This window comes from Streptomyces sp. NPDC017095 (assembly GCF_044332325.1).
GTDB lineage: Bacteria > Actinomycetota > Actinomycetes > Streptomycetales > Streptomycetaceae > Streptomyces.
On record NZ_JBIROU010000006.1, the window covers coordinates 14,149 to 37,867 of the forward strand.

The following is a 23,719-nucleotide window of genomic DNA, read 5'->3' on the forward strand; positions in this document are numbered from 1 at the left end:
TGCCGGTGTCAGCCGGCGTCCTCGGTGCTCGCGTCGGCGAGGATGCCGGTGAGGGCCTCGGCGAGCCGGGCGAGGTGCGGCGGCTTCATCACACCGAAGTGGTCGCCGGGGATCCGGTGCAGCGTCACGTCCCCGGTCAGCTCGCGCCAGCGGGCGAGGTAGTCGGCGAAGGACTGCCCGGAGGCCACCTCGTGCTCGCCGTCCGCGAGTTCGTCACTGGCGATCAGGTGCAGCCGGCCCGGGTAGGGGCGGTGCCGGTAGGACAGGCACATCTCCATGACCTCCCGCCACATCTTCGCGGAGGGCAGCCAGACGTCGCCGGCGCCGTGCTCCGGCAGCGTGATCCCCACCTCCGGGTCGACGTCGTCCACGAGGTGTTCGAGGAGCGCCAGGGCCTCCGCCCGCAGCACCGAGGTGTCCTGCCCGGGCGGCGCGGCGGCCAGCTCGGTCAGTTTCGCCACGCAGCTCTCGATCAGCCAGTACTCCCGCCACAGCTGGAGCCGCTCGTGGTTGTCCAGCCCCGGGTCGAGCAGGACGAAGGTGACGTCCTCTCCCTCGGCGGTGAGCCGGTGCGCCAGCTCGCTCGCGATGCCGCTGCCGCCGCACCAGCCGAACAGCCGGTACGGGCCGTGCGGTGCCGCCGCCCGCAGTTCGGCCAGGTAGCGCTCCGCCATCTGCTCCGTGGAGGGGACGGGACCGTCCTCCCCCTGGAGGCCGGGCCAGGCGAAGGCCGCGACCGGCTGGTCGGGGTGGAGGTAGGGCACCAACGGGCGGTACCAGTGGGCGCTGCCGCCGCCGGGGTGCACGCAGAACAGCGGCGGCCGGGTGCCCTCGCGCCGCAGCCAGACCAGTGCCCTGGCCGTCGTCGTGCCCGCCTCGGCGGCCGCGGCGAGCCCGGCCACGGTGGGGTGCTCCAGGAACGAGCGGACGGTCAGCTCGATGCCGTGCCGCTCGCGCAGCAGGGCGGCGATGCGCAGGACGGCCAGCGAGTGCCCGCCGAGGGCGTGGAAGTCGTCGTCGACGCCGACCCGCTCCACGCCGAGCACCTCGGCCCACACCTCGGCCACGGCCCGCTCGGCGGGCGTGCGCGGGGCGGTGAAGGCGGACGTCACGGCGGGCCCGGCGGGCTCGGGCAGCGCGGCCCGGTCGATCTTGCCGTGGGCGGTGAGCGGGAGGGCGGGCAGCTCCACCCACGCCCCGGGCACCAGGTAGTCGGGCACCCGGCGGCGCAGCCGCTCGCGCAGCGCCGTGACGTCCAGCGGACCGTGTCCGGGTTCGAGGACGACGTAGCCGGTCAGCCGCTTGTGACCGTCCGGTCCGGGGTGCACGGCGGCGGCCGCCGCCCGGACGGACGGCAGGCCGCCGAGCGCGGCCTCCACCTCGGCCAGTTCGATCCGGTGGCCGCGGATCTTCACCTGGCCGTCGCGCCGGCCCATGAAGTGCAGCGTGCCGTCGGCGTCGCGGCGGGTGATGTCCCCGGTGCGGTACAGGCGGGCGCCGGGGACGGTTCCGGAGGGGTCCGGCACGAAGCGGTCCGCGGTCAGGTCGGGGCGGCCGAGGTAGCCGCGGGCGAGTCCGGGGCCGCCGACGAGGAGTTCGCCGGGCACCGCGCACGGCACCGGGTCGAGGTCGTCGTCGACGACGAGGACCCGGGTGTCGGTGATCGGCGTGCCGATCGGCACGCCGCGGTCGGCATCGGCCTCGGTCACCCCGCGCAGCGCGGTGCTGAAGGTGGTGCACTCCGTGGGGCCGTAGCCGTTGGTCAGCGCCACGCCGTGGGCCAGCGCGGTGCGTACGTGCGCGGGCGAGAGCGCGTCGCCGCCGGCGAGCACCTGCCGTACGCCGGCCAGGCAGTCCGGGCGGGTCTCGACCATGTGCTGGAACAGGCCGGCGGTGAGCCAGAGCACCGTCACGCCGTGCCGGCGTACCACCTCGGCCAGTTCGTCGGCGGTGGTCGCGCCGGGCGGGCAGACGGCGAGCCGGGCGCCGTTGGCCAGCGCCCCCCAGACCTCCAGGGTGGAGGCGTCGAAGGCGAGCGGGGCGTGCAGCAGCAGCACCTGGTCCGGGCCGAGGTCGGCGTAGTTCGCGTCGTGCACCAGCCGGACGATCGCGCGGTGTGTGATCTGTACGCCCTTGGGCCGGCCGGTGGAGCCGGAGGTGTAGGTGACGTAGGCCAGGTTGTCGGGGGCGGTGCCCGCCTCGACGGGTGTCTCGGGCAGCCCGTCCAGGACGGCCCACCCGGCGTCCAGGGCGACGCCGCGGACGCCGGGGAACGCGGCCAGGCGGGTGGTGTCCCGCGGGTGGCACAGGACCACGTCGGCCCGGACGTCGTCCAGGACGTAGCCGATGCGCGCGTCCGGGTAGGCGGGGTCGAGCGGCACGTAGTACCCGCCGGCCTTGAGGACGGCGAGCATGGCCAGCACCGCTTCGATGCCGCGGTCCAGGCAGAGCGCGACCGGTTTCTCCGGGCCGACGCCGAGTCCGCGCAGCAGGTGGGCCAACTGGTTGGAACGGGCGTCGAGTTCCCGGTAGGTCACGCGGCGCCGCCCGTCGTCCAGCGCGGTCGCGCCGGGGCGGGCGCGGGCGGCGAGCAGTTCGGGCACGCAGACCTCGGGCAGCGGCCGGGTGCCGGCCGGTGTCCCGTCCGTCTGTTCCAGGCCGGGTGCGCGGAAGGCGCGCGGGTCGGCGTCGGCGTCGTCGGCCATCGCGGTGAGGACGCCCAGGAAGGCTTCGCCGATCGCCGCCAGCCGCTCCCGGCCGGCCCAGCCGGGCCGGCAGGTCATCCGCAGTTCGCCGGGGAAGGTCCACACGTCGAGGGTGAACTCGTTCGGGCTGTGGTCGTCGACCGTGCCGATGTCGGCGCGCTGCCCGTCCAGGACGTGGAAGTCCAGGTAGGCGAAGACCACCTCGACGAGGGGTGCGCCGCCGCCCCACGCGCGCTGCATGGCGGGCAGCGGGTAGCGCCGGTGCGGCCACAGGGCCAGTTCCTCCGCGAACACCGACCGCACCAGCTCGCGCCAGCTCGGCGCCCGCAGGTCGACGGCGAACGGCACCGTGTTGAGGTACATACCGCGCACCCGGTCGCCGCCCGGCAGTTCGGGGCGGCCGTTGGTGACGGCGCCGGCCAGGAACCGGTGCTGGCCGCTGATCAGGCCGAGCACCTTGAGGTGGGCGGTGTACAGGACGCTCTTGAGCGAGGTCTGGGTGTCGGCGGCCAGCCGGCGCAGCCGGGGTTCCAGGTCCGCCCAGGGCAGCCGTACCTCGGGGGCGGGCAGGTCCGCCTCGGCGGGGGCGCTGTCGGCGGGCAGCCGGAGCCGGTCGTGGCCGGTGATCCGTCCTTCCCAGAACTCCCGGTCCGCCGCGGAGACCAGGGCCTGCTTCTCCAGCCGGACGAAGTCGGCGTAGCGGACCCGGGGCGGCGCGGCGGGCGGGGCCGGGGTGCCCCGGGACAGGTCGCGATAGGCGGCGCGCAGCTCGCCGATGACCGAGTGGTGGCTCCAGCCGTCCAGGATGGCGTGGCACTCGACGTGGGTCAGCAGCCATTCCCGGTCGCCGACCAGGTGGGCGTGGTAGCGCAGCAGCGGGGCGCGGCCGATGTCGAACGGGGTGCGCTGGGCCTCGGCGCGGAACTCCCTTACCCGCTCCCGCTGTTCGGCGGCGGGCAGACCGCGCAGGTCGGTGACGCCGACGTCCGCCTCCAGGTGGTCCGCGGCGTGCACGAGCTGGAGCGGTTCGGAGTACCCGGACAGGTCGAAGGAGGTGCGCAGGATCTCGTGCCGGTCGATCAGCAGCCGGACCGCGCCGGTGAACGCCTCGGCGGAGAACGGGCCGTCGTCCACGATCTGGAAGGTGCTGACGTTCTGGTAGGTGTTGCGCGCGGGGTCGGCGAGCATCTCGTAGACCATGCCCACCTGGACCTGGCCCATGGGGTAGGCGTCGACCAGTCCTTCGGGGAGCCGGTCCCGGTCGTCGGGGGCCAGCAGTTCGAAGGGGCGGGTCAGGGCGGTCTCCTGCGGCTCGGCCGCGGGCCGGGCGGCCGCCACCGGGGCCAGCTCGGCGACGGTCTGCCGGGCGAAGACGTCCTGCACGGAGAGGGCGAGCCCCTGGTCGCGCAGGGTGCCGACGGCCCGGATGGCGCGCATGGAGTCCCCGCCGAGCTGGAAGAAGCCGTCGTGCACCCCGACCTTGTCGACGCCGAGGGCCGTGGCGAAGGCGTCCGCGAGGGTCTGCTCGACCGGGGTGCGCGGGGCGGTGAAGGCGCCGGTCAGGGCGGAGCGGGCCCGGTCGGGCGCGGGCAGCGCCTTGCGGTCGGTCTTGCCGCTGGGTGTCAGGGGCAGCGCCTGGAGCAGGGTCCAGTGCACGGGCCGCATGTGTTCCGGCAGCCGTGCGCGCAAGTGCTCGCGGGCCGCTTCGACGTCGGCCGAGGGCGGCACGAGGTAGCCCACGAGCTGTTCGTCGTGGACGGCGACGGCCGCGGCGGCGACGCCGGGGGCCTGGGCCAGCACCGCCTCGATCTCGCCGAGTTCGACCCGCTGGCCGCGGATCTTCACCTGGTGGTCGAGCCGGCCGAGGTACTCGATGGCGCCGTCCGCGCGGTAGCGGGCCAGGTCGCCGGTGCGGTAGAGCCGTCCGCCGGGCTCGGTGGCGAAGGGGTCGGGCACGAAGCGGTCGGCGGTGAGCCCGGGGCGGTTGAGGTAGCCGCGGGCGAGCTGGACGCCGCCGAGCAGGAGTTCGCCAGGCACGCCGATCGGGACCGGCCGCCGGGCGGCGTCCAGGATGTAGGTGCGGGTGTTGGCGACCGGGCGGCCGATGGTGACGGGCAGGCCCGGCTCGCACCGGACGGCGGTGACGTCGACCGCGGCCTCGGTCGGCCCGTACAGGTTGTGCAGCTCGCAGCCGATCCGCTCGTGCACGGCGGTGACCAGGTCGGCGGGCAGTGCCTCGCCGCTGCACATCATGCGGCGCAGCGAGGGCAGGCGGGGCAGCGGCTCGGCGAGGAAGGCGCGCAGCATCGACGGCACGAAGTGGACGGTGGTGATCGACTCGGTGCCGATCAGCGCGGCCAGGTAGGCGGGGTCGCGGTGGCCGCCGGGACGGGCGAGCACCAGGGTGGCACCGGTGATCAGCGGCCAGAAGAACTCCCACACCGAGACGTCGAAGCTGTACGGCGTCTTCTGCAGCACCCGGTCGTCGGCGGTGAGTCCGTATGTCTCCTGCATCCAGTGCAGCCGGTTGACGATCGCCCGGTGCTCGATCAGCACGCCCTTGGGGCGGCCGGTGGAGCCCGAGGTGTAGATCAGGTACGCCGGGTGTTCCGGGGCCGCCACCACGGCCGGGGCGTGGTCCGGGGTGCCGGGGAGGTCGCCGGTGATGTCGACCAGGTGCGGCGCGCGGTCGCGCACCAGGGGGGCGAGTGCGGGGTCGGTGACCACGGCGCGGGCGCCGGAGTCCTCCAGCATGAAGGCGAGCCGCTCGGCCGGATAGTCCGGGTCGAGCGGCAGGTAGGCGCCGCCGGCCTTGAGCACCGCGAGCAGCGCCACCACGAGGTCGGGGCCCCGGTGCAGGCAGACGCCGACGACGGATTCGGGTCCGACGCCGAGGGTGCGCAGGTGGCGGGCGAGCCGGCCGGCCCGGTCGGCCAGCTCCCGGTAGTCGAGGCCGGTGCCCTCGAAGCGCACCGCCTCGGCGTCGGGGGTGCGGGCGGCCTGGGCTTCGAACAGGGACGGGAGGGTGCCGGCCGGGTAGCTCCGGCCGGTGGCGTTCCAGTCGTGGAGCTGGCGGTCGCGCTCCGCGGCGGGCAGGATCTCCAGTTCGTCCACCGGGGTGCCGGGCGAGGCGACCGCGCTGTCCAGCAGGCGGGCGAACTGCGCGGCGAACCGCTCGGCCGTCGCCTGGTCGAACAGGGCCGAGGCGTAGTTGACGGCGCCGGACAGCGAGCCGTCCGGCCGCTCGGCGAGGCCCACGGTGAGGTCGAACTTGGCGGTGCTCTCACCGACCGGCAGCCGTTCGGCGGTCAGGGCGCCCATCGCGGCGGGCGCCGGCGTGCCGGCCGCGTCCTGCCACAGCAGCATGGAGGAGAACAGCGGCGTGCGGGACGGGTCCCGCTCCGGTGCCAGTTCCTCGACCAGCCGCTCGAAGGGCAGTTCCTGGTGGGCGTAGGCGTCGAGCGCGCTCTCGCGGACCTGCCGCAGCAGGTCCGCGAACGACGGCGTCCCGGACAGGTCGACCCGTACCACCAGCGTGTTGAGGAAGAGGCCGACCAGGTCCTGGAGCTGCGCGCGGTCCCGCCCGGCGACCGGGAAGCCCACGGCGACGTCGCGCTGCCCGCTCCAGCGGCCGAGCAGGACGGCGTGCGCGGCGAGCAGGGCCATGAACGGGGTGGCGCCGTGCTCCCGGGCGAGCGCGGTGAGCCGCCGGGCGGTGCCGGCCGGCACGGTGAGCGGCGCCAGCCCGCCCGCCGTGTCGCGTACGGCGGGACGGGGCCGGTCGGTGGGCAGTTCCAGGGGCGGCAGCCCGGCCAGCCGCTCGCGCCCGTGGTCGAGCGGGCGGCGCAGGGCCGCGCCGGAGAGCCGTTCGCGCTGCCACAGGGCGAAGTCGGCGTACTGGACAGGTGGTTCGGGCGAGCGGTCGGGCCGGCCGGCGACCGCGTCCGCGTAGCGTTCGGTGAGTTCGCGGACCAGGATGTCCTCGGACCGGCCGTCGCAGGCGATGTGGTGGACGGTCAGCAGGAGGGCGTGCTCCTCGGGTGCCAGCCGGGCCAGCACGGCGGAGAACACCGGTCCTTCGGCGAGGTCGACCGGCCGGCGCGCGCCGGTGGCCAGGGCGGCGATCCGGGCGTCCGCGGCCGCCCGGTCAAGCGCGCCGAGGTCCTCCTCGGCCAGGGGGACGCTGCCGGGCGCGTCGACGACCTGTACGGGCTCGCCGTCGACGACCGGGTAGCGGGTCCGCAGCACCTCGTGCCGGCGCGGGAGCGCGTCCAGCGCGGTGCGCAGCGCGGCCCGGTCGAGGGGGCCGCGCAGCCGCAGCGCCACGGTCATCAGGTATTCGGTGCCGCCGGGCCGGAGCCGGTCGAGGATCCACAGGCGGCGCTGGGCGAAGGAGAGGGGGAGCGGGCCGCCGCGCGGCGCGCGGGCGATGCCGTCCTGCGGGGCGGGGGCCACCCGGCCGGCGAGGCGCCGGCGCAGCAGTTCCTGCCTCAGTCGCTCGCGGTCTTTGGTGTCGGTCATCGGAGGCCTTCCTCGGCGAGCAGGCCCGCCACCTCGTGGTCGGTGAGCGCGGCGATGTCGGCCTCCACGGCCTCGGACACCGCCGCGGAGAGCCGGGCCACGGTGGTGGCCTCGAACAGCAGGCGCAGCGGCAGCTCGACGGCGAACGTCTCGCGGAGCCGGGCCAGCACCCGGGTGGCCAGCAGCGAGTGCCCGCCCAGGGCGAAGAAGTCGTCGTGGACGCCGATCCGCGCCACGCCCAGGACCTCGGACCAGATCGCGGCGACGGCCTCCTCGGCGGGGTCGCGCGGGGCGAGGTGCTCGCGGGCGCCGCCGGCCAGGGCGGCCGAGGCGTCCGGCAGGGCCTTGCGGTCGATCTTCTTGCTGGCCGTCAGCGGGAACGCGTCGAGCGGCACCCACGCCGAGGGGATCATGTACTCGGGCAGCAGCGCGCCCAGGTGTCCGCGCAGTTCGGCCACGTCGGGCAGCGGGCTGCCGGGACGCGCCACCAGGTAGGCGACGAGCCGCCGTTCGCCCGGGGCCGTCTGCGGGGCGGTGACCACCGCCTCCTGAAGGGCGGGGTGCCGGGCGAGTGCCGCCTCGATCTCGCCGAGTTCGATGCGCAGGCCGCGGACCTTGACCTGGTGGTCGATCCGGCCGAGGAACTCGATGGTGCCGTCCGGCCGGTGGCGGGTCAGGTCGCCGGTGCGGTAGAGGCGCCGGCCGGGCTCGGTGGCGAAGGGGTCGGGCACGAACCGGTCGGCGGTGAGGTCCGGCCGCCGGTGGTAGCCGCGGGCCAGCCGGACGCCGCCGAGGTACAGCTCGCCGGGCACGCCGACCGGGACGGGTTGCAGGTCCGCGTCCAGGATGTAAGCGCGGGTGCCGGGGACGGGCCGGCCGAGCGGCAGGGCGCCGGCCGCGTCCTCCGCCTCGGGCGCCTGCGGGACGGGGTGCAGCAGGCAGGTGACGGTGGCCTCGGTCGGGCCGTAGTTGCACAGGAAGCGGGCGGGCAGGCCGGTCTGCGCCCAGCGCCGCGCGTCCAGGCCGGTGACCACGTCGCTGCCGACGTTCATCAGCTTCAGCGAGCCCAGCAGGGCCAGGTCGGGCGACTCCAGGACGGCCCGGTAGTAGGACGGCGTGATCTCCAGGACGGTGACGCCGTGCTCGGCGAGCCGGGCGGGCAGTTCGGCCGGGGTCCAGAACACCGGGTCGGCGACCACGATCGTGGCGCCGGCCACCAGGGTCGCCGCGATCTGGTCCATCGCCACGTCGAAGGTGAGCGCGGACAGCAGCGCCACCCGTTCGCCGGGGGCGATGCCGTACGCGTCGGCGATCACCCGGCAGTGGTGGGCGTAACTGCGGTGCTCGATCATCACGCCCTTGGGGCGGCCGGTGGAGCCGGAGGTGTAGATGACGTAGGCGAGGTTCTCCGGCCGGACCGGGGCGGGCACCGGGTCCGCGGGGGCGGTGCCGGATGCGTCCTGGGCGTCGGCGTCGGCGTCGGCCAGGACCACCCGGTGGGCGGCGGTCAGCCGGCCGGCGAACGCGCGGGTGGTGACCACGAGTGCCGGGCCGGCGTCGGCGAGCATGAGGTCCAGCCGCTCGGCGGGGTGCCGCGGGTCGAACGGCACGTACACGCCGCCGGCCTTGAGTACGGCGAGCAGCACCACCACCGCTTCGACGCCGCGTTCCAGGCAGGAGCCGACGACGGTCTCCGCGGTGACCCCGAGGGAGCGCAGCCGGGCGGCGAACCGGTCGGCGCGCGCGTCGAGTTCGGCGTAGCTGAGCCGCTGGTCGCCGAAGACGACGGCGAGGGCGTCGGGGGCCCGGCGGACCTGCCGGGCGAAGAGTTCCGGTACGCACACTCCGTGTTCGGCGGCCGGGTCGAGCAGGGCGGCCCGGCCGGCCTCCGGGTCGGCCCAGGCGGTGAGAGCGCGGTGCCGCTCGTCCTCGGTGAGCATGCCGAGGTCGTCGATCCGCGTGCCGGGGCCGGCCGTGACGCTGCCGACCAGGGTCAGGTAGTGGCCCGCCAGCCGCTCGACGGTCTCCCGGTCGAAGAGCGCGGTCGCGTACTCGAACCAGCAGTACATGCGCCCGCCGCGTTCCTTGACGGTCACGGTGAGGTCGAACTTGGCGGTCTCCAGTCCGGCGCGGACCGGCTCCACGGCGACCGTGCCGAGCCGGTCGGGGACGCCCGCCAGGTGCTGGTGTTCGAACATGATCTGGAACAGCGGGTTGCGGGAGAGGTCCCGTTCCGGGCGCAGCGCGTCGACGAGGTGCTCGAACGGCAGGTCCTGGTGGGCGAAGGCGTCGAGCACCGTGGAGCGTACCTGCTCCAGCAGTTCGGTGAAGGCCGGGTTGCCGCCGAGGTCGCTGCGGATCACCAGGTTGTTGGTGAAGAACCCGACCAGGTCCTCCGTCTCCTGGCGGGTCCGCCCGGCGACCGGGGTGCCCACCGCGAGGTCGTCGCGGCCGGTCCAGCGCCGCAGCAGCACCTGGAACGCGGCGAGCATCACCATGAACGGGGTCGCGCCGTGCCGGCCGGCCAGTTCGGCGACGGCCCGGGCGGTCTCCGGGGCCACCTCGACGACGACGTTGCCGCCCCGGGCGTCGCGGACCGCCGAGCGGACCCGGTCGGCGGGCAGTTCGACGGGCGTGAGGCCGTCGAGGCGGTCGCGCCAGTAGGCGAGCTGGCCGTCCAGCCGGCCGGCCCGCTGCTGCTCGCGCTGCCAGAGGGCGAAGTCCGCGTAGCGGACCGGCTGCGGGGCGTGCGGCGACGGCTCGCCCGCGGTGCAGGCCCGGTAGGCGGTGTCCAGGTCGCGCAGGTAGACGTGGGTCGACCAGGCGTCGAAGGCGATGTGGTGCAGGGCCAGGACGAGGAGGTGGTCCTCGGGGGCGGTGCGGATCAGGGTGGCCCGCAGCGGGTGGCCGTGCGCGAGGTCGAAGGGCCGGCGGGCCAGCTCGTCGACCAGGTCCCGGGCCCGGGTCCCGGGGTCGGGTGCGTCCGTCAGGTCGGTGAGGGTGAAGTCGACCGGCCCGGCGGGGTCGGTGATCTGGACGGGCTCGCCGCCCTCGGACCGGTATCTGGTCCGCAGGATCTCGTGCCGTTCGGACAGCGCGTCCAGCGCGTGGCGCAGCGCCACGGTGTCGAGCGGTCCGGTCAGCCGCAGCGCCAGCGGGACGACGTACTCGTGGCTGCCGGGCTCCAGCTGGTCGAGGAACCACATCCGCTGCTGGCCGAACGAGAGGGGCAGCGGGCGGTCCCGGCCGGCCGGCCGGACGGCGTCCGGGTCGGAGTCCGGGGCGGCGCCTGCCTCGGTGATCCGGGCGGCCAGCGCGGCGACCGTCCGCGCCTGGAACAGCTCGCCCACGGTCAGTTCGGCGCCGAAGGCGCGGCGCAGCCGCAGCACCAGCTTGATCGCGAGCAGGGAGTGGCCGCCGAGCAGGAAGAAGTCGTCCTCGGCGCCGACCCGTTCGACGCCGAGGACCTCGGCCATCAGACCGGCGACGGTGTCCTCGGCGGCGGTGCGCGGGGCCTGCCAGGCCGCGGCGGCGGGCCCGTCGGGTGCGGCGGGGGGCGGCAGCCGGCGGCGGTCCGCCTTGCCGTTCGGGGTGAGCGGCAGCTCGGCGAGCGGGACGTAGGCGGCGGGCAGCATCGCCTCGGGCAGCGCGGCGGCCAGGTGGGCGCGCAGCGCCTCCGGGTCGATCCGCTCCCCCGCGACGGGCACCGCGTACGCGGTCAGCCGCGCGTCGCCGGCGTCGGACCGGTGGACGGCCACCACGGCGGCGGCCACCGACGGGTGGGCGGCCAGCAGCACCTCGATCTCGCCGGGCTCGATGCGCACGCCGCCGATCTTGACCTGGTCGTCGACGCGTCCGACGTACTCCAGCGCGCCGTCCGCGCGGCGCCGTACCAGGTCGCCGGTGCGGTACCGGCGCGCGCCGGGCACGGTCGCGTCCGGGTCGGGGACGAACCGGTCGGCGGTGAGGTCGCCGCGGCCCGCGTACCCGCGGGCGAGCCCGAGGCCGCCGACGTGCAGTTCGCCGGTCACCCCGACGGGCACCTGCCGGCCCTCGTCGTCCACCACGTAGGTGCGCACGTTGGGCAGCGGCAGGCCGATCGGCACCAGGTCGCCGGGCTCGTCCGGGTCGAACGGCCAGGCGGTGGAGTCCACGGCGCACTCGGTGGGGCCGTAGGTGTTGACCACCTCGGCGCCGAGCGTGCGGTGCAGCCGGGCGGCCAGGCCGGCGGGCAGCGGCTCGCCCGCCGAGCAGACCAGGCGCAGCGCGGCGCAGCCGGCCAGGTCCGGTTCGTCCAGCAGCAGGCGCAGCATGGAGGGCACGCCCTGGAGCACGGTGACGCGGTGGTCGGCCATGGCCCGGACGATCACCCGCGGGTCGCGGTGGGCGTCGCGCGGGCCCGTCACCACCGCGGCGCCGCACACCAGCGGGGAGAGGAACTCCCACAGGGCGGCGTCGAAACCGATGGTGGTCTTCTGCAGCACCCGGTCGCCGGGGCCCAGGCCGAAGCGCTCGACCGTCCAGAGCACGCGGTTGCGGATCGCGGCTTCCGGTACGACGACCCCCTTGGGCCGGCCCGTGGAACCGGAGGTGTACATCACGTACGCGGCCTCCGTGCCGGTCACGCCCGCCGGTTCCAGGGGCGGCGCCTCCGCTTCCCCGGCGGGCCGGGCGGCGTCGAGCACCAGGGTGTTCGGATGGTCCGGGAGCCGTCCGCGCAGCGCCTCCTCGGTGACCAGGAGGGTGACGCGGGCGTCGGCTGCCAGGTGGGCCAGCCGGTCCGCCGGGTGTTCGGGGGCCAGCGGCACGTACACCCCGCCCGCGGTGAGCACGGCGAGGAGGGTGACGACCAGGTCGGTGCCGCGGTGCAGCGCGACGCCCACCGCGCTCTCCGGGCCGACGCCGCGCGAGCGCAGCAGTCCGGCCAGCCGCCGCACCCGGCCGGCGAGGTCGGCGTAGCCGGTCTCCTGCCCGCCGGACACCACGGCCACCGCGTCCGGGGTGGCCAGGGCCTGGGCGAAGAACAGTTCGGCGAGCGAGCGCCGGGGGCGCTCGGTCTCGGTGCGGTTCCAGCGCCGGAAGGCCGCCAGTTCCGTGTCGGGGACGGTCTCCAGCGCGTGGGCGGCGGTGTCCGGGCGCTCGGCGATGTCCGTGAGCAGCCGCAGCAGGCTCGCCGCCATCCGCTCGATCCGCGCGCGGTCGAACAGCGCGGTGGGGTAGATCAGCCGGGCCGCCAGCGAGCCGTCGGTGCGTTCGGACAGGTGCAGCGACAGGTCGAAGGCGGCGTGTTCGGTGGCCGTCTCGACCTTCGCGACGTCGAGTCCGGGCAGTCGCAGCGGGCGGCGCTCGGCGTTGTGCAGGGCGAAGCCGACCTGGAAGACCGGGTTGCGGGACGGGTCGCGCTCGGGCGCGAGGTCGGCCACCACCGAGCCGAACGGCACGTCCTGGTGCTCGTAGGCGTCCACGGTGGTCTCCCGGACCCGGGCCAGCAGGCCGGGGAACGAGGGCCGGCCGGACAGGTCGGTCCGCAGGACCACGGTGTTGAGGAACAGGCCGATAAGCGGTTCCAGTTCGGCCTCGGTGCGGTCCGAGACCGACACGCCGACCGCCACGTCGGTCCGGCCGGACCAGCGGGCGAGCAGGAGCTGGAACGCGGCCAGGTGCACCATGAACGGGGTGGCGCCCGCGTCCCGGCCGAGCGCGGCCAGCCGCCGGGCCAGCGGCGCGGGCACCGTGAAGGCGACGCTGTCGCCGGCCGGGTCCCAGTGCGCCGGGCGGCGGCGGTCGGCGGGCAGTTCCAGCGGCTCCAGGCCCGCCAGCCGCTCCCGCCAGTAGCCGCGCCGCCGTTCGGCCCGCTCGGGGGCGGCGGCCCGGGTGTCGCGCTGCCACTGGGCGAAGTCCGCGTACTGCACGGGCACCGGTTCCAGCGGCGAGGGCCGGCCGGCGGCGAACGCGGTGCACAGTTCGTGCAGTTCCCGGGCGAGAACGCCCCAGGACCACCCGTCGAAGGCGATGTGGTGGACGGTTACCAGCAGGGCGGCGTCCTCCTCGGCGAACCGGACCAGGGTGAGCCGCCAGGGTGCGTGCTCGCGCAGGTCGACCGGCGTGCGCAGCTCGGCGGCGTGCAGCTCGCGCAGCCGCGCCTCGCGGTCCGCCGGCGCCGTGCCGGTCAGGTCCACCCGCACCAGTGGTACGGGGCCGGGCTCGTCCACGAACTGGACCCCGGCGCCGTCGGCGGTGCCGTAGCGGGTGCGCAGCACCTCGTGCCGTGCCGCGATCTCGGTGAACGCCGCCTCCAGCAGCCGCGGGTCGAGCGGGCCGCGGATGCGGAACACCTCGCACATCAGGTACTCGGTGGCGGCGCCGGAGCGCAACTGGTCCAGGAACCACAGCTGTTCCTGGGCGAAGGAGAGCGGGTGGCCGCTGTCACCGGCGGACATCGGGCACCTCCGCGGACGAGTCGGAACGTACGGCCGCCGAGTAGGTCTCGGCCATCGCCACGGCGATCCGGCGCGGCCCGGTGAAGGGCTCGCGGGCGTGCGCCGCCAGCATGTTGTCGACGATCAGCACGTCGTCCCGCTGCCAGTCGAAGCGCCGCTGCTCGGCGCGGTAGCAGGACCGCAGGTGCGCGACGACCTCGTCCGGGATCGGCCGGCCGTCGCCGTAGTAGGTGTTGGTCGGCAGCCGCGCGTCGTCGTACATCTCCCGCAGCGCGCCGCACACCTCCTCGGCCAGCGTGGTCACGTGGAAGAAGGTGAGGTGGTTGAACCAGACCGTCTCCCCGGTCACCGGGTGGCGGTGGACCGCCCGGCGGCGCGCACGGGTCCGCAGGCCGTCCGCGGTCCACTCGGTCTCGACGCCGTTGCGGGCGCAGTACGCCTCCACCTGGCCGCGGTCGGCGGTGTTGAAGGCCTGCTGCCACGGCACGCCGAAGCCGTCGGAGAAGTTGCGCACCACCATCCAGCCCCGGGCGGCGAACTCCTCCCGGACGGCCGGGTCGATCGCCTGGTACACGCGCCGGGTGTCGGCGAGCGGGGTGGCGCCCAGGGTGTCCGGTGGCCGCACGCAGTGGAAGAACAGGTTCAGCGGCCAGTCCGCCTGGTACGAGTTCTCGTTGTGGAGGAAGATCTCCTCGTCCGGCGGATAGTCGGTCGAGGTGTACACCTGGCCCTTGATCGTGCTGCGCGGCGAGGACCGCTCCGCGTAGGGCAGCGGCGCGCCGGACACCGCCCGCACCGCGGCCTCGAAGCCGTCCACGCCGCCGACGTCGAACCCGCGCAGCAGCACCGCGCCGTGTTCGAGCAGCCGGGCGCGGACGAGCGGCCGGGCGGCCGACAGGTACTCGGACAGGGGCGTACCGGGGGACTCGGCCGGCACCGTCAGCGGGAGGGCGGGGGTCGCGTCGCGCTCCCGGGCGCGGTCGGCCGGCGCGGGCCGGAGGGAGGGGGTCGCAGTCATGCGCCTCAGCGTCGCCGCCGGGCCGTCGCGGCTCGCAGAGAACAACCGGCAGTCACACCGGCAGCGTTGACGTCACGGTGTCTGCGCCTCCTTCTCTGCGGCCGGGCCGGGCGGCTGCGGCAGGCTCTTCGGCGCCGCCACCGGTCACGTGAGGTTCGTGACGCGGCAGTCGACCCGAGGGAGGGCCCGCCGTGGCCGAGGAAGACACCGACGAGCGTACGTACCGCGTCGTCCGCAACGACGAGGAGCAGTACTCCGTCTGGCTCGCCGACCGCGAGCTGCCGCTCGGCTGGCACGCCGAGGGCACCGAGGGCACCCGGGCCGAGTGCCTGGCCCACATCGGCACCGTCTGGACCGACATGCGCCCGCTCAGTCTGCGCCGGCAGATGGAGCGGGCGGAGCGCGGCTAGCGTCCGGCCCGGCCGGACGAGGAGGGTGACGGATGACGAGCCCCGACACGAGGACGCCGGCGGGTGCGCCGCCGCCGGGCGCGGCGGACGCCGGTCCACTGGTCCCGCTGCACCGCAACCGCGACTTCCTGCTGCTGTGGGGCGGCTCGGCGGTCTCCCTGCTCGGGTCGACGGCGACCACCATCGCCTACCCGCTGCTGGTCCTGGCCCTCACCGGCTCGCCGTTCGCGGCCGGACTGGCCGGCTTCGTGGCGCTGCTGCCCGCGCTGCTCCTGCCGCTGCCGGCCGGCGCCCTGGTGGACCGCTGGCCGCGCCGGCGGCTGATGATCTGGTGCGACGCGCTGCGCGCGCTCGGCGCGGCGGCCATCGCGGTCGCGGCCGCCCTCGGCGTTCTCGGCCTGCCGCTCGTACTGGCCGTGGGGTTCACCGAGGGCGCGCTCACGGTGTTCCACGGGCTCGCCGCGCACGCGGCCGTCCCGAACGTCGTACCGCCGGCGCAGCTCTCGCTGGCGCTGTCCCGCAACGAGGCGCGAGGCCGGGCCGCGGTCATGCTCGGGACACCGCTCGGCGGCGCTCTGTTCGGTCTCGGCCGGGCCGTGCCGTTCCTCGCCGACGCGCTGACCTACCTCGTCTCGCTGACCGGACTGCTGCTCATCCGCAAGGAGTTCGAGGCCGAGCGGTCCGCCCGCACCGGCAGCATGGGCGAGCAGGTCCGCGAGGGCCTGCGGTGGCTGTGGCGACAGCCCTTCCTGCGCACCTCCACCCTGCTGGTGGCCGGCAGCAACCTGATGTTCCGGGCGCTGTTCCTGGTCGCCATCGTGCTGGCCACCGATGTCGGCGCGTCCTCGGCGGGGGTGGGCCTGATGGTCGGCTTCGCGGGGGCCGGGGGCGTCCTGGGCTCGCTGGTGGCGCCGTGGTGCGCCCGCCGGGTCGCACTGGGCGCCCTGGTGATCGGGGCGAACTGGGCGTGGGCGGCGCTGATGGCCGTGATCGCCCTCAGCCGCGATCCCTTCACGCTCGCCGCCGCCTACGCCGCGATGTGGTTCGTCGGACCGCTGTGGAACGTGGCGCTCGGCAGCTACCAGCTGAGCATCACCCCGGACCGGTTGCGCGGCCGGGTGCTCGCGGCGATGAGCACGCTGTCCAACGGGGTGCTGCCGATCGGCTCGCTGCTCGGCGGCCTGCTGCTCGACTCGGGCGGCGCGCGGACCGCCGCGCTGGCCCTGGCGGGCTGGATGGTGCTGGTCGCCGTCGCCGCCTCGGCCGCACGCTCCGTACGCACCACGCCCGGCGCACCGGCGCGGTGACCCGCCGGACCGGCCGCACGCCCTGTGCGCGGCGGCGGCCGCACCACCCCTCGATCCAGTGCTGACAGGAGGAACTAGCGTGTTCCGCACCATGTTCGGGCCGTGCCCCGATCCGACGGGGCGAGGCCACCATGCCGGAACCTGACGACGGGCCGGCCGGTGTGCTCGGCACGATCGGCGGCACCCCGCTGGTCGAACTCGCCAAGCTGGCCCCGGGGCGGCACTTCACCACCTACGCCAAGCTGGAGGCCTTCAACCCCGGCGGCAGCATGAAGGACCGCTCGGCCCTGGAGATGCTGCGCGAGCCGATCCGGTGCGGCACCGTCGTGCCCGGCCGCTCGGTGGTCGTCGAATCGAGTTCCGGCAACCTCGGCATCGGGCTGGCCCAGGTCTGCGCGTACTACGGGCTCCGGTTCATCTGTGTGGTGGACCCCCGCACCAACCGGCAGAACATCGCCGTCATGCGGGCCCTGGGCGCGGAGGTCGAGGTGGTGAGCGAGTGCGACCCGGGCACCGGCGAGTACCTGCCCGCCCGGATCCGCCGGGTCAGCGCCCTGGTCGCCCGCATCCCGGGCGCCTACTGGCCCAACCAGTACGCCAACCCGCTCAACCCCCAGGCGCACCGGCAGACGATGCGCGAGATCCTCCAGGCGGCGCCGGGCGGGATCGACTACCTGTTCTGCGCGACGAGTTCGTGCGGCACGCTGCGCGGCTGCGCGGAGTACGTCCGCGACCGGGGGCTGCCGGTGACCGTGGTCGCGGTGGACGCCCTGGGCAGCGCCATCTTCGGCGGCGTGCCGGCGTCCCGGCTGATCCCGGGCCACGGCGCGGCCGTCCGCCCGGCGCTCTACCGCGACGGGCTCGCCGACGAGGTGGTCCACGTGACCGACCTCGACTGCGTGGTCGGCTGCCGGCGGCTCGCCGCACGGGAGGCCGTCCTCGCGGGCGGCTCCTCCGGGGCGCTGGTGGCGGCGGTGGACCAGCTGGCCGACCGCATCCCGGCGGGCGCGCGGTGCGCGCTGGTCCTGCCCGACCGCGGGGAGCGGTACCTCGACACGATCTACGACGACGCGTGGGTCGCCCGCCACTTCGGCGACGTGTCCCACCTGTGGAAGGAGAAGAAGCCGGCGATGAAGGGGGCACCATGCTGATCCTGGGGTCCGGGGAGGTCCGTCAGGTCCTCGACGGCGCCGAGGACGAGGTCCTCGCAGCGGTGCGCCGCGCGTACCTGCTGCACGAGCGGGGCCGGACGGCCCTGCCGCACTCGGTGTTCCTCCGCTTCCCCGACGACCCGCGCAACCGCATCATCGGCCTGCCGGCCTACCTCGGCGAGGACGAGCCGGTGGCGGGCATCAAGTGGATCGCCTCGTTCCCCGGCAACACCGCGTCCGGCCTGGAGCGCGCCTCCGCCGCGGTGATCCTCAACTCGATGGCCACCGGGCAGCCGGAAGCCCTGCTGGAGGGCTCGGTGATCTCGGCCCGGCGTACCGCGGCGAGCGCCGCCCTCGCGGCGGCGGTGCTGGGCTCGTCCGTCCCCGACACCGGGGTCTCCCTGGTCGGCTGCGGCGTGATCGGTTTCGAGATCCTGGCCTGCCTCCGGGCCGTCCTGCCCGGCCTCGCCGCCGTCACCGTGTCCGACCTGGACCGCTCCCGGGCGGAAGTCTTCGCCGCCCGCTGCCGGGACCGCTGGCCGGGGCTGAGGACCGAGGTCGCCGGGAGCGCCGAGGAGGCGCTCGCCGCCCACCGGCTGGTCTGCCTGGCGACCACCGCCGCCGCCCCGCACCTGACCACCGACGCCTGCCGGCCCGGCACGCTGGTCCTGCACGTGTCCCTGCGCGACCTGGCACCGCGGAGCATCCTGGCCGCCGTCAACGTGGTCGACGACGCGGACCACGTGTGCCGCGAGTCGACCTCCCTGCACCTGGCCGAACAGCTCAGCGGGAACCGGGACTTCATCTCCGCCTCGATCGGCTCCGTCCTGGACTCCGGAACACCCTTCCGGCGCCCCGGGGACCGCGTCACCGTCTTCTCCCCGTTCGGCCTGGGCACCCTCGACCTCGCCCTCGCCGACCTCGTCCGCCGCCGGGCCGGATCCCTGGGACTGGGCACCTGGATACCGGACTTCCTGCCGGCCGGCGCCGGAGCCGGCGCGGTGTCCGGCTGACCGGCGGCGGCCGGGGCGGGCCCCGGCGCCGCGGCCTGCCCGGTACGCGGACACGCGGACGGCGGGCACGGACCGCGGGCGGTGCGGCGGGAGCGCCTGTGCCGGAGGGACGGGTGACGCCCGTCCGTCACCGCCTCGTCCAGTCCCGGGTGGGCAGGGCGGGCAGCCCGGACGAGGCGGTCCAGGGCATCACGCGCGCCAACTCGCGGTGTATGCGGTCGGCTTCGCCGCGTACCTGGGCGGGGATGTCACCGCGCTCGGCGACGAGACGGCTGAAGATGGGGGTTTCCTGGAACACGGTGCGGTCTGCTTTCTACGGGGCGGCCGGCCACGGAGGCCGGGCCGTGCGGGTACTTACAGGTGCGGGCAGGACTGGACTCGGGTGCGGGTAGGACTGGACTCGATCATCACGTCGGTGAACAGTCTCCCTCAACCCAAGTGCTCCGCACGCGCGGGCCGGTGTCCGCGTCCGGGGACCGAGCGCACGGGCGCCGTAGGGCTCCGGGGCCCGTACGTCCCGAAGCGGTGCCCGTACTGCGGATGCCGGCCGGCGCGGCATGGGGCAGGCTGGAGAGATGCCTCTCACGTCGAAGCTGTTCCGCGACGACCCGGCGCTGCAGCGGTGCCTGGTGTCCGACGCCGGTCATGTCACGCCCGGCGCCCAGGGCGAGCACGTCACCAGGATCCAGGCGGCGCTCGTCACGCTGGGTGCCGGCGTGATCGCCCCCGACGAGGTCGAGAGCAGCCGCTACGGCCCGACGACGGCGCAATCCGTCCTGGCCTTCAAGGGACCGCCACGCGACATCCTGGGTCCCGGCCAGACGACGCCCGACGACATCGTCGGGAAGAAGACGATCGCCGCGCTCGACCACGAGATCGTGGCGTTCGAGAACCGGCCGCCGCCCGCCGTGGACAGCCTGTTCGTCTCGCTGACCCACGAAGGAGCCCCGCACGACCACGGCACATGCCCGCTGGACCGCAGCGGACGCCTGGTCGACCACATGGCCACGCCGGTCAACCCGGGCCCCGGACGGAAAGTGAACATCGGCGGCGAAGGAGAGGCCCGGTACCAGGGCTTCGAGGACTTCGTCACGAACACCGGCGTCGTCGGCGGGCCGCCTCGCCCGCTGACCGACACCATCGCGAGCGACACGGCCACGGACATCGCGCTGCGCTCCTCGCCCATCACCACGCGCGGGGAGGGCGAGATCCGCCGGATCGCGGCGTCCGGCGCCCGCCTCACCATCGCCACGAACTCGTTCACGCTGCCGACGATGGAGCAGATCGTGCAGCGGCTCGGCGGGGTCGTCATCGAACGCATCTCGCTGCCGGACCCCACGGTCGCCGACGGACTCGGCTACCAGATCCTGGTCGTCGTCCTCCCGGTCAAGTTCTGAGACGGCGGTTCCTACTCGAAGAACTTCAGACTCCAGCCGGTGTTCGTGTTCGCTCCCGGAACGTTGGCGCGGCTGTAGGTCGTGTCACCCCACCAGCAGAAGGTGCCGGTGTACCAGTAGCGGTTCTCCCAGGTGTACGGCGTGCCCTTGGGAACCGCGTGGTACATCAGCGGGAACCTCGGACCGGCGGGTGGGCTCGTGCCGATGTCGCCGTCGAGGAGCACGAAGCTGTGGTGACCGGGTCCGTCGACGTACAGAGTGGGGTCCCAGCCGGCCATCATCGTGGCCCGGTTGGAGCCGAACAGGCAGCCGTTGGACTTGTACCAGTCCCAGACGTACGCCGGGTCGCCGCCGGCCCGCAGCCGCAGCTCGCCCAGACAGTACTGGTCGCTCCAACTGCCGTTCGCGGAGTAGACGATGTGCAGCTGCCCGTTCGGATCCCTGATGGGCTCGGGGCCCTCGTTGACGAACGGGCTGCCGACCACCCGCTCCCAGCTCTCCCGGGGCTGCGAGATGACGCTGCGCGCGCCGGTCGGCGTGGTGGGGCCGCTCATCCGGGCGATGTACAGGTTCTGTTCGACGTTGGTGTCACCGGCCCAGCCGGACCAGACGAACCATCGCTGCCCGTTGAAGGTGAACAGGGTGCCGTCGATGGCCCACTTGTCGTCCGGGAGGGCCAGTTTCGTCTCGCCGGTGTAGCCGCTGTCCGGGGTGGCGGAGCTGATGACGTACATGCGGTGGGCCGATCCGCGGCCGGCCGAGAAATAGATGTAGTAGCGGCCCGTGTCGCGCACGATCTCAGGAGCCCAGACCTCACCGAGGCCGCGGGTGTCCGACCAGACCCGCCGGGCGGTCGCCGAGGCGAGCGCGTCCGTCGAGGGGGCCTGCCGCACGAGGATGCCGTCACCGGCGGACTGCACCGCGATGTAGGTGCCGCCGACCCTGAGCACGCTCGGGTCGGCGGCCCGCAGACTCGTCTGGCCGGCCCGGGCGGGCGCGGCGGACACGAGGGCCAGCACGGCGGTCAGCAGGCCGGACAGCAGGAGGGCGGCGGCGCCCGTCAGACAGCGAGGTGGCTTCATCGTCCCGTTTCCTGGTCGTGTCCTGGTCGTCCGCGCTTCGGCACCGGGCCGACGGCATGACGGCGGTGTGCGGACGGCGTCCGGTCGCGACCGCCTCGGTGAGGACGCGTGGCACTCCTGACCGCCCGGCACCGGCCTTCGTGCCGGCCCTCTTCACATCGACTTGCCTCGACAGAACCTGTGTCCTCAGGATTGCGAGGGGTGTTGAACATGTCAACGCCGCGTAGCGTCCGAACCGCCGAGGAGGCGCCGCCTGCCTTCCCGGCACCGCCGACGGCGGTGCCGGGGTGTTGCTCACGGTGGGGCTTTCCCGGGTTATCCCTGGTCCGCCGCGAAGGAGGCCATGCGGGCCAGGGCCGCGTTCCAGTTGATCGCGGTCTCGTTGGTCGACCAGGACTGGATGTCGTCGATGTAGCAGAACTGGCCGACGCAGCCCGTGAGCTTGGACTGGGCGTACGGGTCCTGGATGCTCGAGTTGGGGCCGCCGGCGAGGGTGCCGGACGGCGGGTTCGGCAGGCTCGGGTCGAGCTCGTGGGCGTACCAGCGGCTGTGCTGGTTGTGGGAGCTGACCTCGCCGTAGCCGGTGACGTAGGAGATGTTCAGGGCGTTGCGCCCGAGGATGTAGTCCATGGCCTGCAGTGCCCCGTCGCGGTACTTGCGGGCGCCGGTGAGGTCGTAGGCGGTGGCGAGGACCACGGCGTTGTTGAGGACCTGGTGGCTGGAGCCCCAGTCGTAGCCGTTGCCGGCAGGGGCGTACGGCATGCCGTACGGGTGGGCGGTCAGCGTGGCGAGGTAGGTGTCGGCGCCCTGGATCACCGAGCGGCGCACCTGGTCGCGGCCGGGCAGCCGGCTGGGGACGAGGGCGAGGTCGAGCCGGCCGGCGGCGGCCGTACGGCCCCAGTCGAAGCCGGTCGGGCCGAAGATGTCGGCGGTGTGCTCCGGGGAGCCGAGGACGTGGCCGGCGAACTGCCGCTCCCCCGTGGTCAGGTACAGCTCGGCCGCGGCCCAGTAGAACTCGTCGGTGACGTCGTCGTCGCCGTAGGCGCCGCCGCCGGTGCCGTCAGCGGGGTCGGCGTAGCGGTCGGGGTGGGCGAGGGCGGCGTTCCACGCCGTGCGGGCGGCCGTCAGCGCCCTCGCGGCGAACGCCTTGTCGTAGGGGCGGTACAGACGGGCGGCCTGCGCGGCCGTCGCGGCCAGGTTGAGGGTCGCCGCGGTGGTCGGCGGGTGCAGTTCCCGCTTCTGCGGGTCCTGGCCGGGCAGCAGGGGCAGTCCGGTCCACTGCTCGTCGTGGACCTTGTGGTGGGCCATCCCGGCCAGCGGCTGCCCGGCGGGCACCTGCATCTTCAGCAGGAACTCCAGCTCCCAGCGGGCCTCGTCGAGGATGTCCGGCACCTTGTTGCCGCTCTCGGGCAGCGCGAGGCTGCCGTCGCCGAGCGCGGCGGGGTGTCCGGTGCGGGTCAGCAGCGACCGCTCGTAGGTGCTCAGCAGCTCCCAGGTGGCGATGCCGCCGTTCACGACGTACTTGCCGTGGTCGCCGGCGTCGTACCAGCCTCCGGTGACGTCGGCGGTGTAGTCGCACACGCCCGGCTGGCAGGGGACGTTCGCGTCGCCCTGGTTGGGGGCGACGTTCAGGTGTCCGGCCGCACGGCCGTAGCCGGGCCGCAGGTCGTCGCGGATCGCGATGCCGCTGCGCTGCGTGTAGTAGTACTTCACGGAGTCCAGCCGCAGCCGGCGGTAGGCCGCCGTGTCGATGTCGAACGGGTGGCTGGTCTCGCCGTCGGCGACGAGGGTGTAGCCGGTTCCGTGCCCGCCGTAGGAGCCGAAGTCGATCGAGTGGACGTTCTGCCCGGCGGAGGCGTCGACGCCCCGCGGCACGGTCAGGCCCCGGGCGACCGTCGCGCCCTCGGCGTTCCTCAGCTGCCAGGGCAGCCGGGCGGTGGCGTCGGTGACGAGGGTGGCGTTCTTCGGCCCGGCGGGCAGGTAGGCGACCTGGTTGACGCGCACCCGGGGCCCGGTGTCCGGCTCGTAGACCTCCGGGGGCACCCCGCCGAGCAACGACACGTCGTCCACGCAGAAGCGCCAGGCGTCGGCGCTGCCGCCGACCTGGAAGGCGACCTGGCCCTGGGTGGTGTCGACGGGCGCGGTGAAGGTGTAGGAGTACGAACCGCCGGCCTCGGTGAGGATAGGGCTCGCCTCCTGCCAGGTGTCGTACGGCGACACGGCAGGCCCACGATCGCCCGCACGGCATGCCCCTCGGGGACGCCGGAGGCGTCGAAGGAGAAGCGGTACGTCTCCCCCTTGACCAGCGTGATGTCGTTCTGGCCGATCGCGGAGTCCCAGCGGTTGGTGGTGCCGCCGGGCACGTCCGCGCACAGCCGGCCGTCGCTCAGGCCCGCGGTGACGTTGCTGGACCACCAGGGGTCGGTGGCGGTGTCGAAGGTGCCGTTCCTGACCTGCTCGACCTCCTCGGCACCGGCCTGCTGGACGGGCAGCGCGGTGAGCGCCGTGCCCAGCAGGGCGGTGAGGGTCAACAAGGCGGTTGTGCGTCGTTTCACGTCTGGGCTCCTCGGGACGTGCGGGTGCGCCAGGTGCGTGGGAGCGCTCCCAACATGCGGACGCCGGCCATGCTTGCCGCGGTCATGACCCTTCGTCAACGGTCCGGACACGACGGATTG

10 protein-coding genes and 1 pseudogene are annotated in these 23,719 nt (G+C 74.6%); 5 read left to right on the forward strand and 6 right to left on the reverse strand.

Annotated features, from left to right (window positions below):
* Positions 1–8: 8 nt before the first annotated feature.
* From ACH4OA_RS13495 to ACH4OA_RS13505, 3 genes are read right to left on the reverse strand one after another with little or no spacing between them, the layout of a single operon-like run.
* Positions 9–7,226 carry an amino acid adenylation domain-containing protein gene (locus ACH4OA_RS13495; protein WP_397969057.1) on the reverse strand — a complete coding sequence of 2,406 codons (7,218 nt, stop codon included), beginning with the start codon at positions 7,224–7,226 and terminating at the stop codon, positions 9–11.
* The gene (locus ACH4OA_RS13500) at positions 7,223–13,666 is read right to left on the reverse strand and encodes an amino acid adenylation domain-containing protein (protein WP_397969058.1); all 6,444 of its coding nucleotides are present in this window, start codon (positions 13,664–13,666) and stop codon (positions 7,223–7,225) included. The genes ACH4OA_RS13495 and ACH4OA_RS13500 overlap by 4 nt, the downstream gene beginning before the upstream one ends.
* Entirely contained in the window at positions 13,653–14,684 is a 1,032-nt protein-coding gene (locus ACH4OA_RS13505) for a TauD/TfdA family dioxygenase (RefSeq protein ID WP_397969059.1), read from the reverse strand. Before ACH4OA_RS13505 ends, ACH4OA_RS13500 begins: the two co-directional genes overlap by 14 nt.
* A gap of 191 nt (positions 14,685–14,875) precedes the next feature.
* On the opposite strand from ACH4OA_RS13505, the gene ACH4OA_RS13510 reads away from it, so the two are divergent.
* From ACH4OA_RS13510 to sbnB, 4 genes are all read left to right on the forward strand, one after another.
* Positions 14,876–15,094 (forward strand): MbtH family protein, encoded by a 219-nt coding sequence (locus ACH4OA_RS13510; RefSeq protein ID WP_365877907.1) that lies wholly within the window; start codon positions 14,876–14,878, stop codon positions 15,092–15,094.
* 32 nt (positions 15,095–15,126) lie between these two features.
* Positions 15,127–16,401, forward strand: a complete 1,275-nt coding sequence (locus tag ACH4OA_RS13515; RefSeq protein ID WP_397969061.1) for an MFS transporter — start codon at positions 15,127–15,129, stop codon at positions 16,399–16,401.
* A 131-nt stretch (positions 16,402–16,532) separates the two neighbouring features.
* Positions 16,533–17,552 carry a 2,3-diaminopropionate biosynthesis protein SbnA gene (gene sbnA, locus ACH4OA_RS13520; protein ID WP_365877911.1) on the forward strand — a complete coding sequence of 340 codons (1,020 nt, stop codon included), beginning with the start codon at positions 16,533–16,535 and terminating at the stop codon, positions 17,550–17,552.
* Entirely contained in the window at positions 17,546–18,565 is a 1,020-nt protein-coding gene (gene sbnB / locus ACH4OA_RS13525) for a 2,3-diaminopropionate biosynthesis protein SbnB (protein WP_397969062.1), read from the forward strand. Before sbnA ends, sbnB begins: the two co-directional genes overlap by 7 nt.
* Positions 18,566–18,692: 127 nt before the next feature.
* On the opposite strand, the gene ACH4OA_RS13530 is transcribed toward sbnB, so the two are convergent.
* Positions 18,693–18,863, reverse strand: a complete 171-nt coding sequence (locus tag ACH4OA_RS13530; RefSeq protein ID WP_365877915.1) for a hypothetical protein — start codon at positions 18,861–18,863, stop codon at positions 18,693–18,695.
* Positions 18,864–19,140: 277 nt separating this feature from the next.
* Between ACH4OA_RS13530 and ACH4OA_RS13535 the strand changes: the two genes are divergently transcribed.
* Positions 19,141–19,962 carry a hypothetical protein gene (locus tag ACH4OA_RS13535; RefSeq protein ID WP_397946388.1) on the forward strand — a complete coding sequence of 274 codons (822 nt, stop codon included), beginning with the start codon at positions 19,141–19,143 and terminating at the stop codon, positions 19,960–19,962.
* 11 nt (positions 19,963–19,973) lie between these two features.
* On the opposite strand, the gene ACH4OA_RS13540 is transcribed toward ACH4OA_RS13535, so the two are convergent.
* Together ACH4OA_RS13540 and ACH4OA_RS13545 are read right to left on the reverse strand one after the other, a co-directional pair.
* A complete protein-coding gene (locus ACH4OA_RS13540) occupies positions 19,974–21,044 on the reverse strand; it encodes a glycoside hydrolase family 43 protein (protein WP_397935760.1) in 1,071 nt (356 codons plus the stop codon).
* A gap of 315 nt (positions 21,045–21,359) precedes the next feature.
* Positions 21,360–23,599: pseudogene (locus ACH4OA_RS13545) on the reverse strand (glycoside hydrolase family 9 protein).
* Positions 23,600–23,719: the final 120 nt, after the last annotated feature.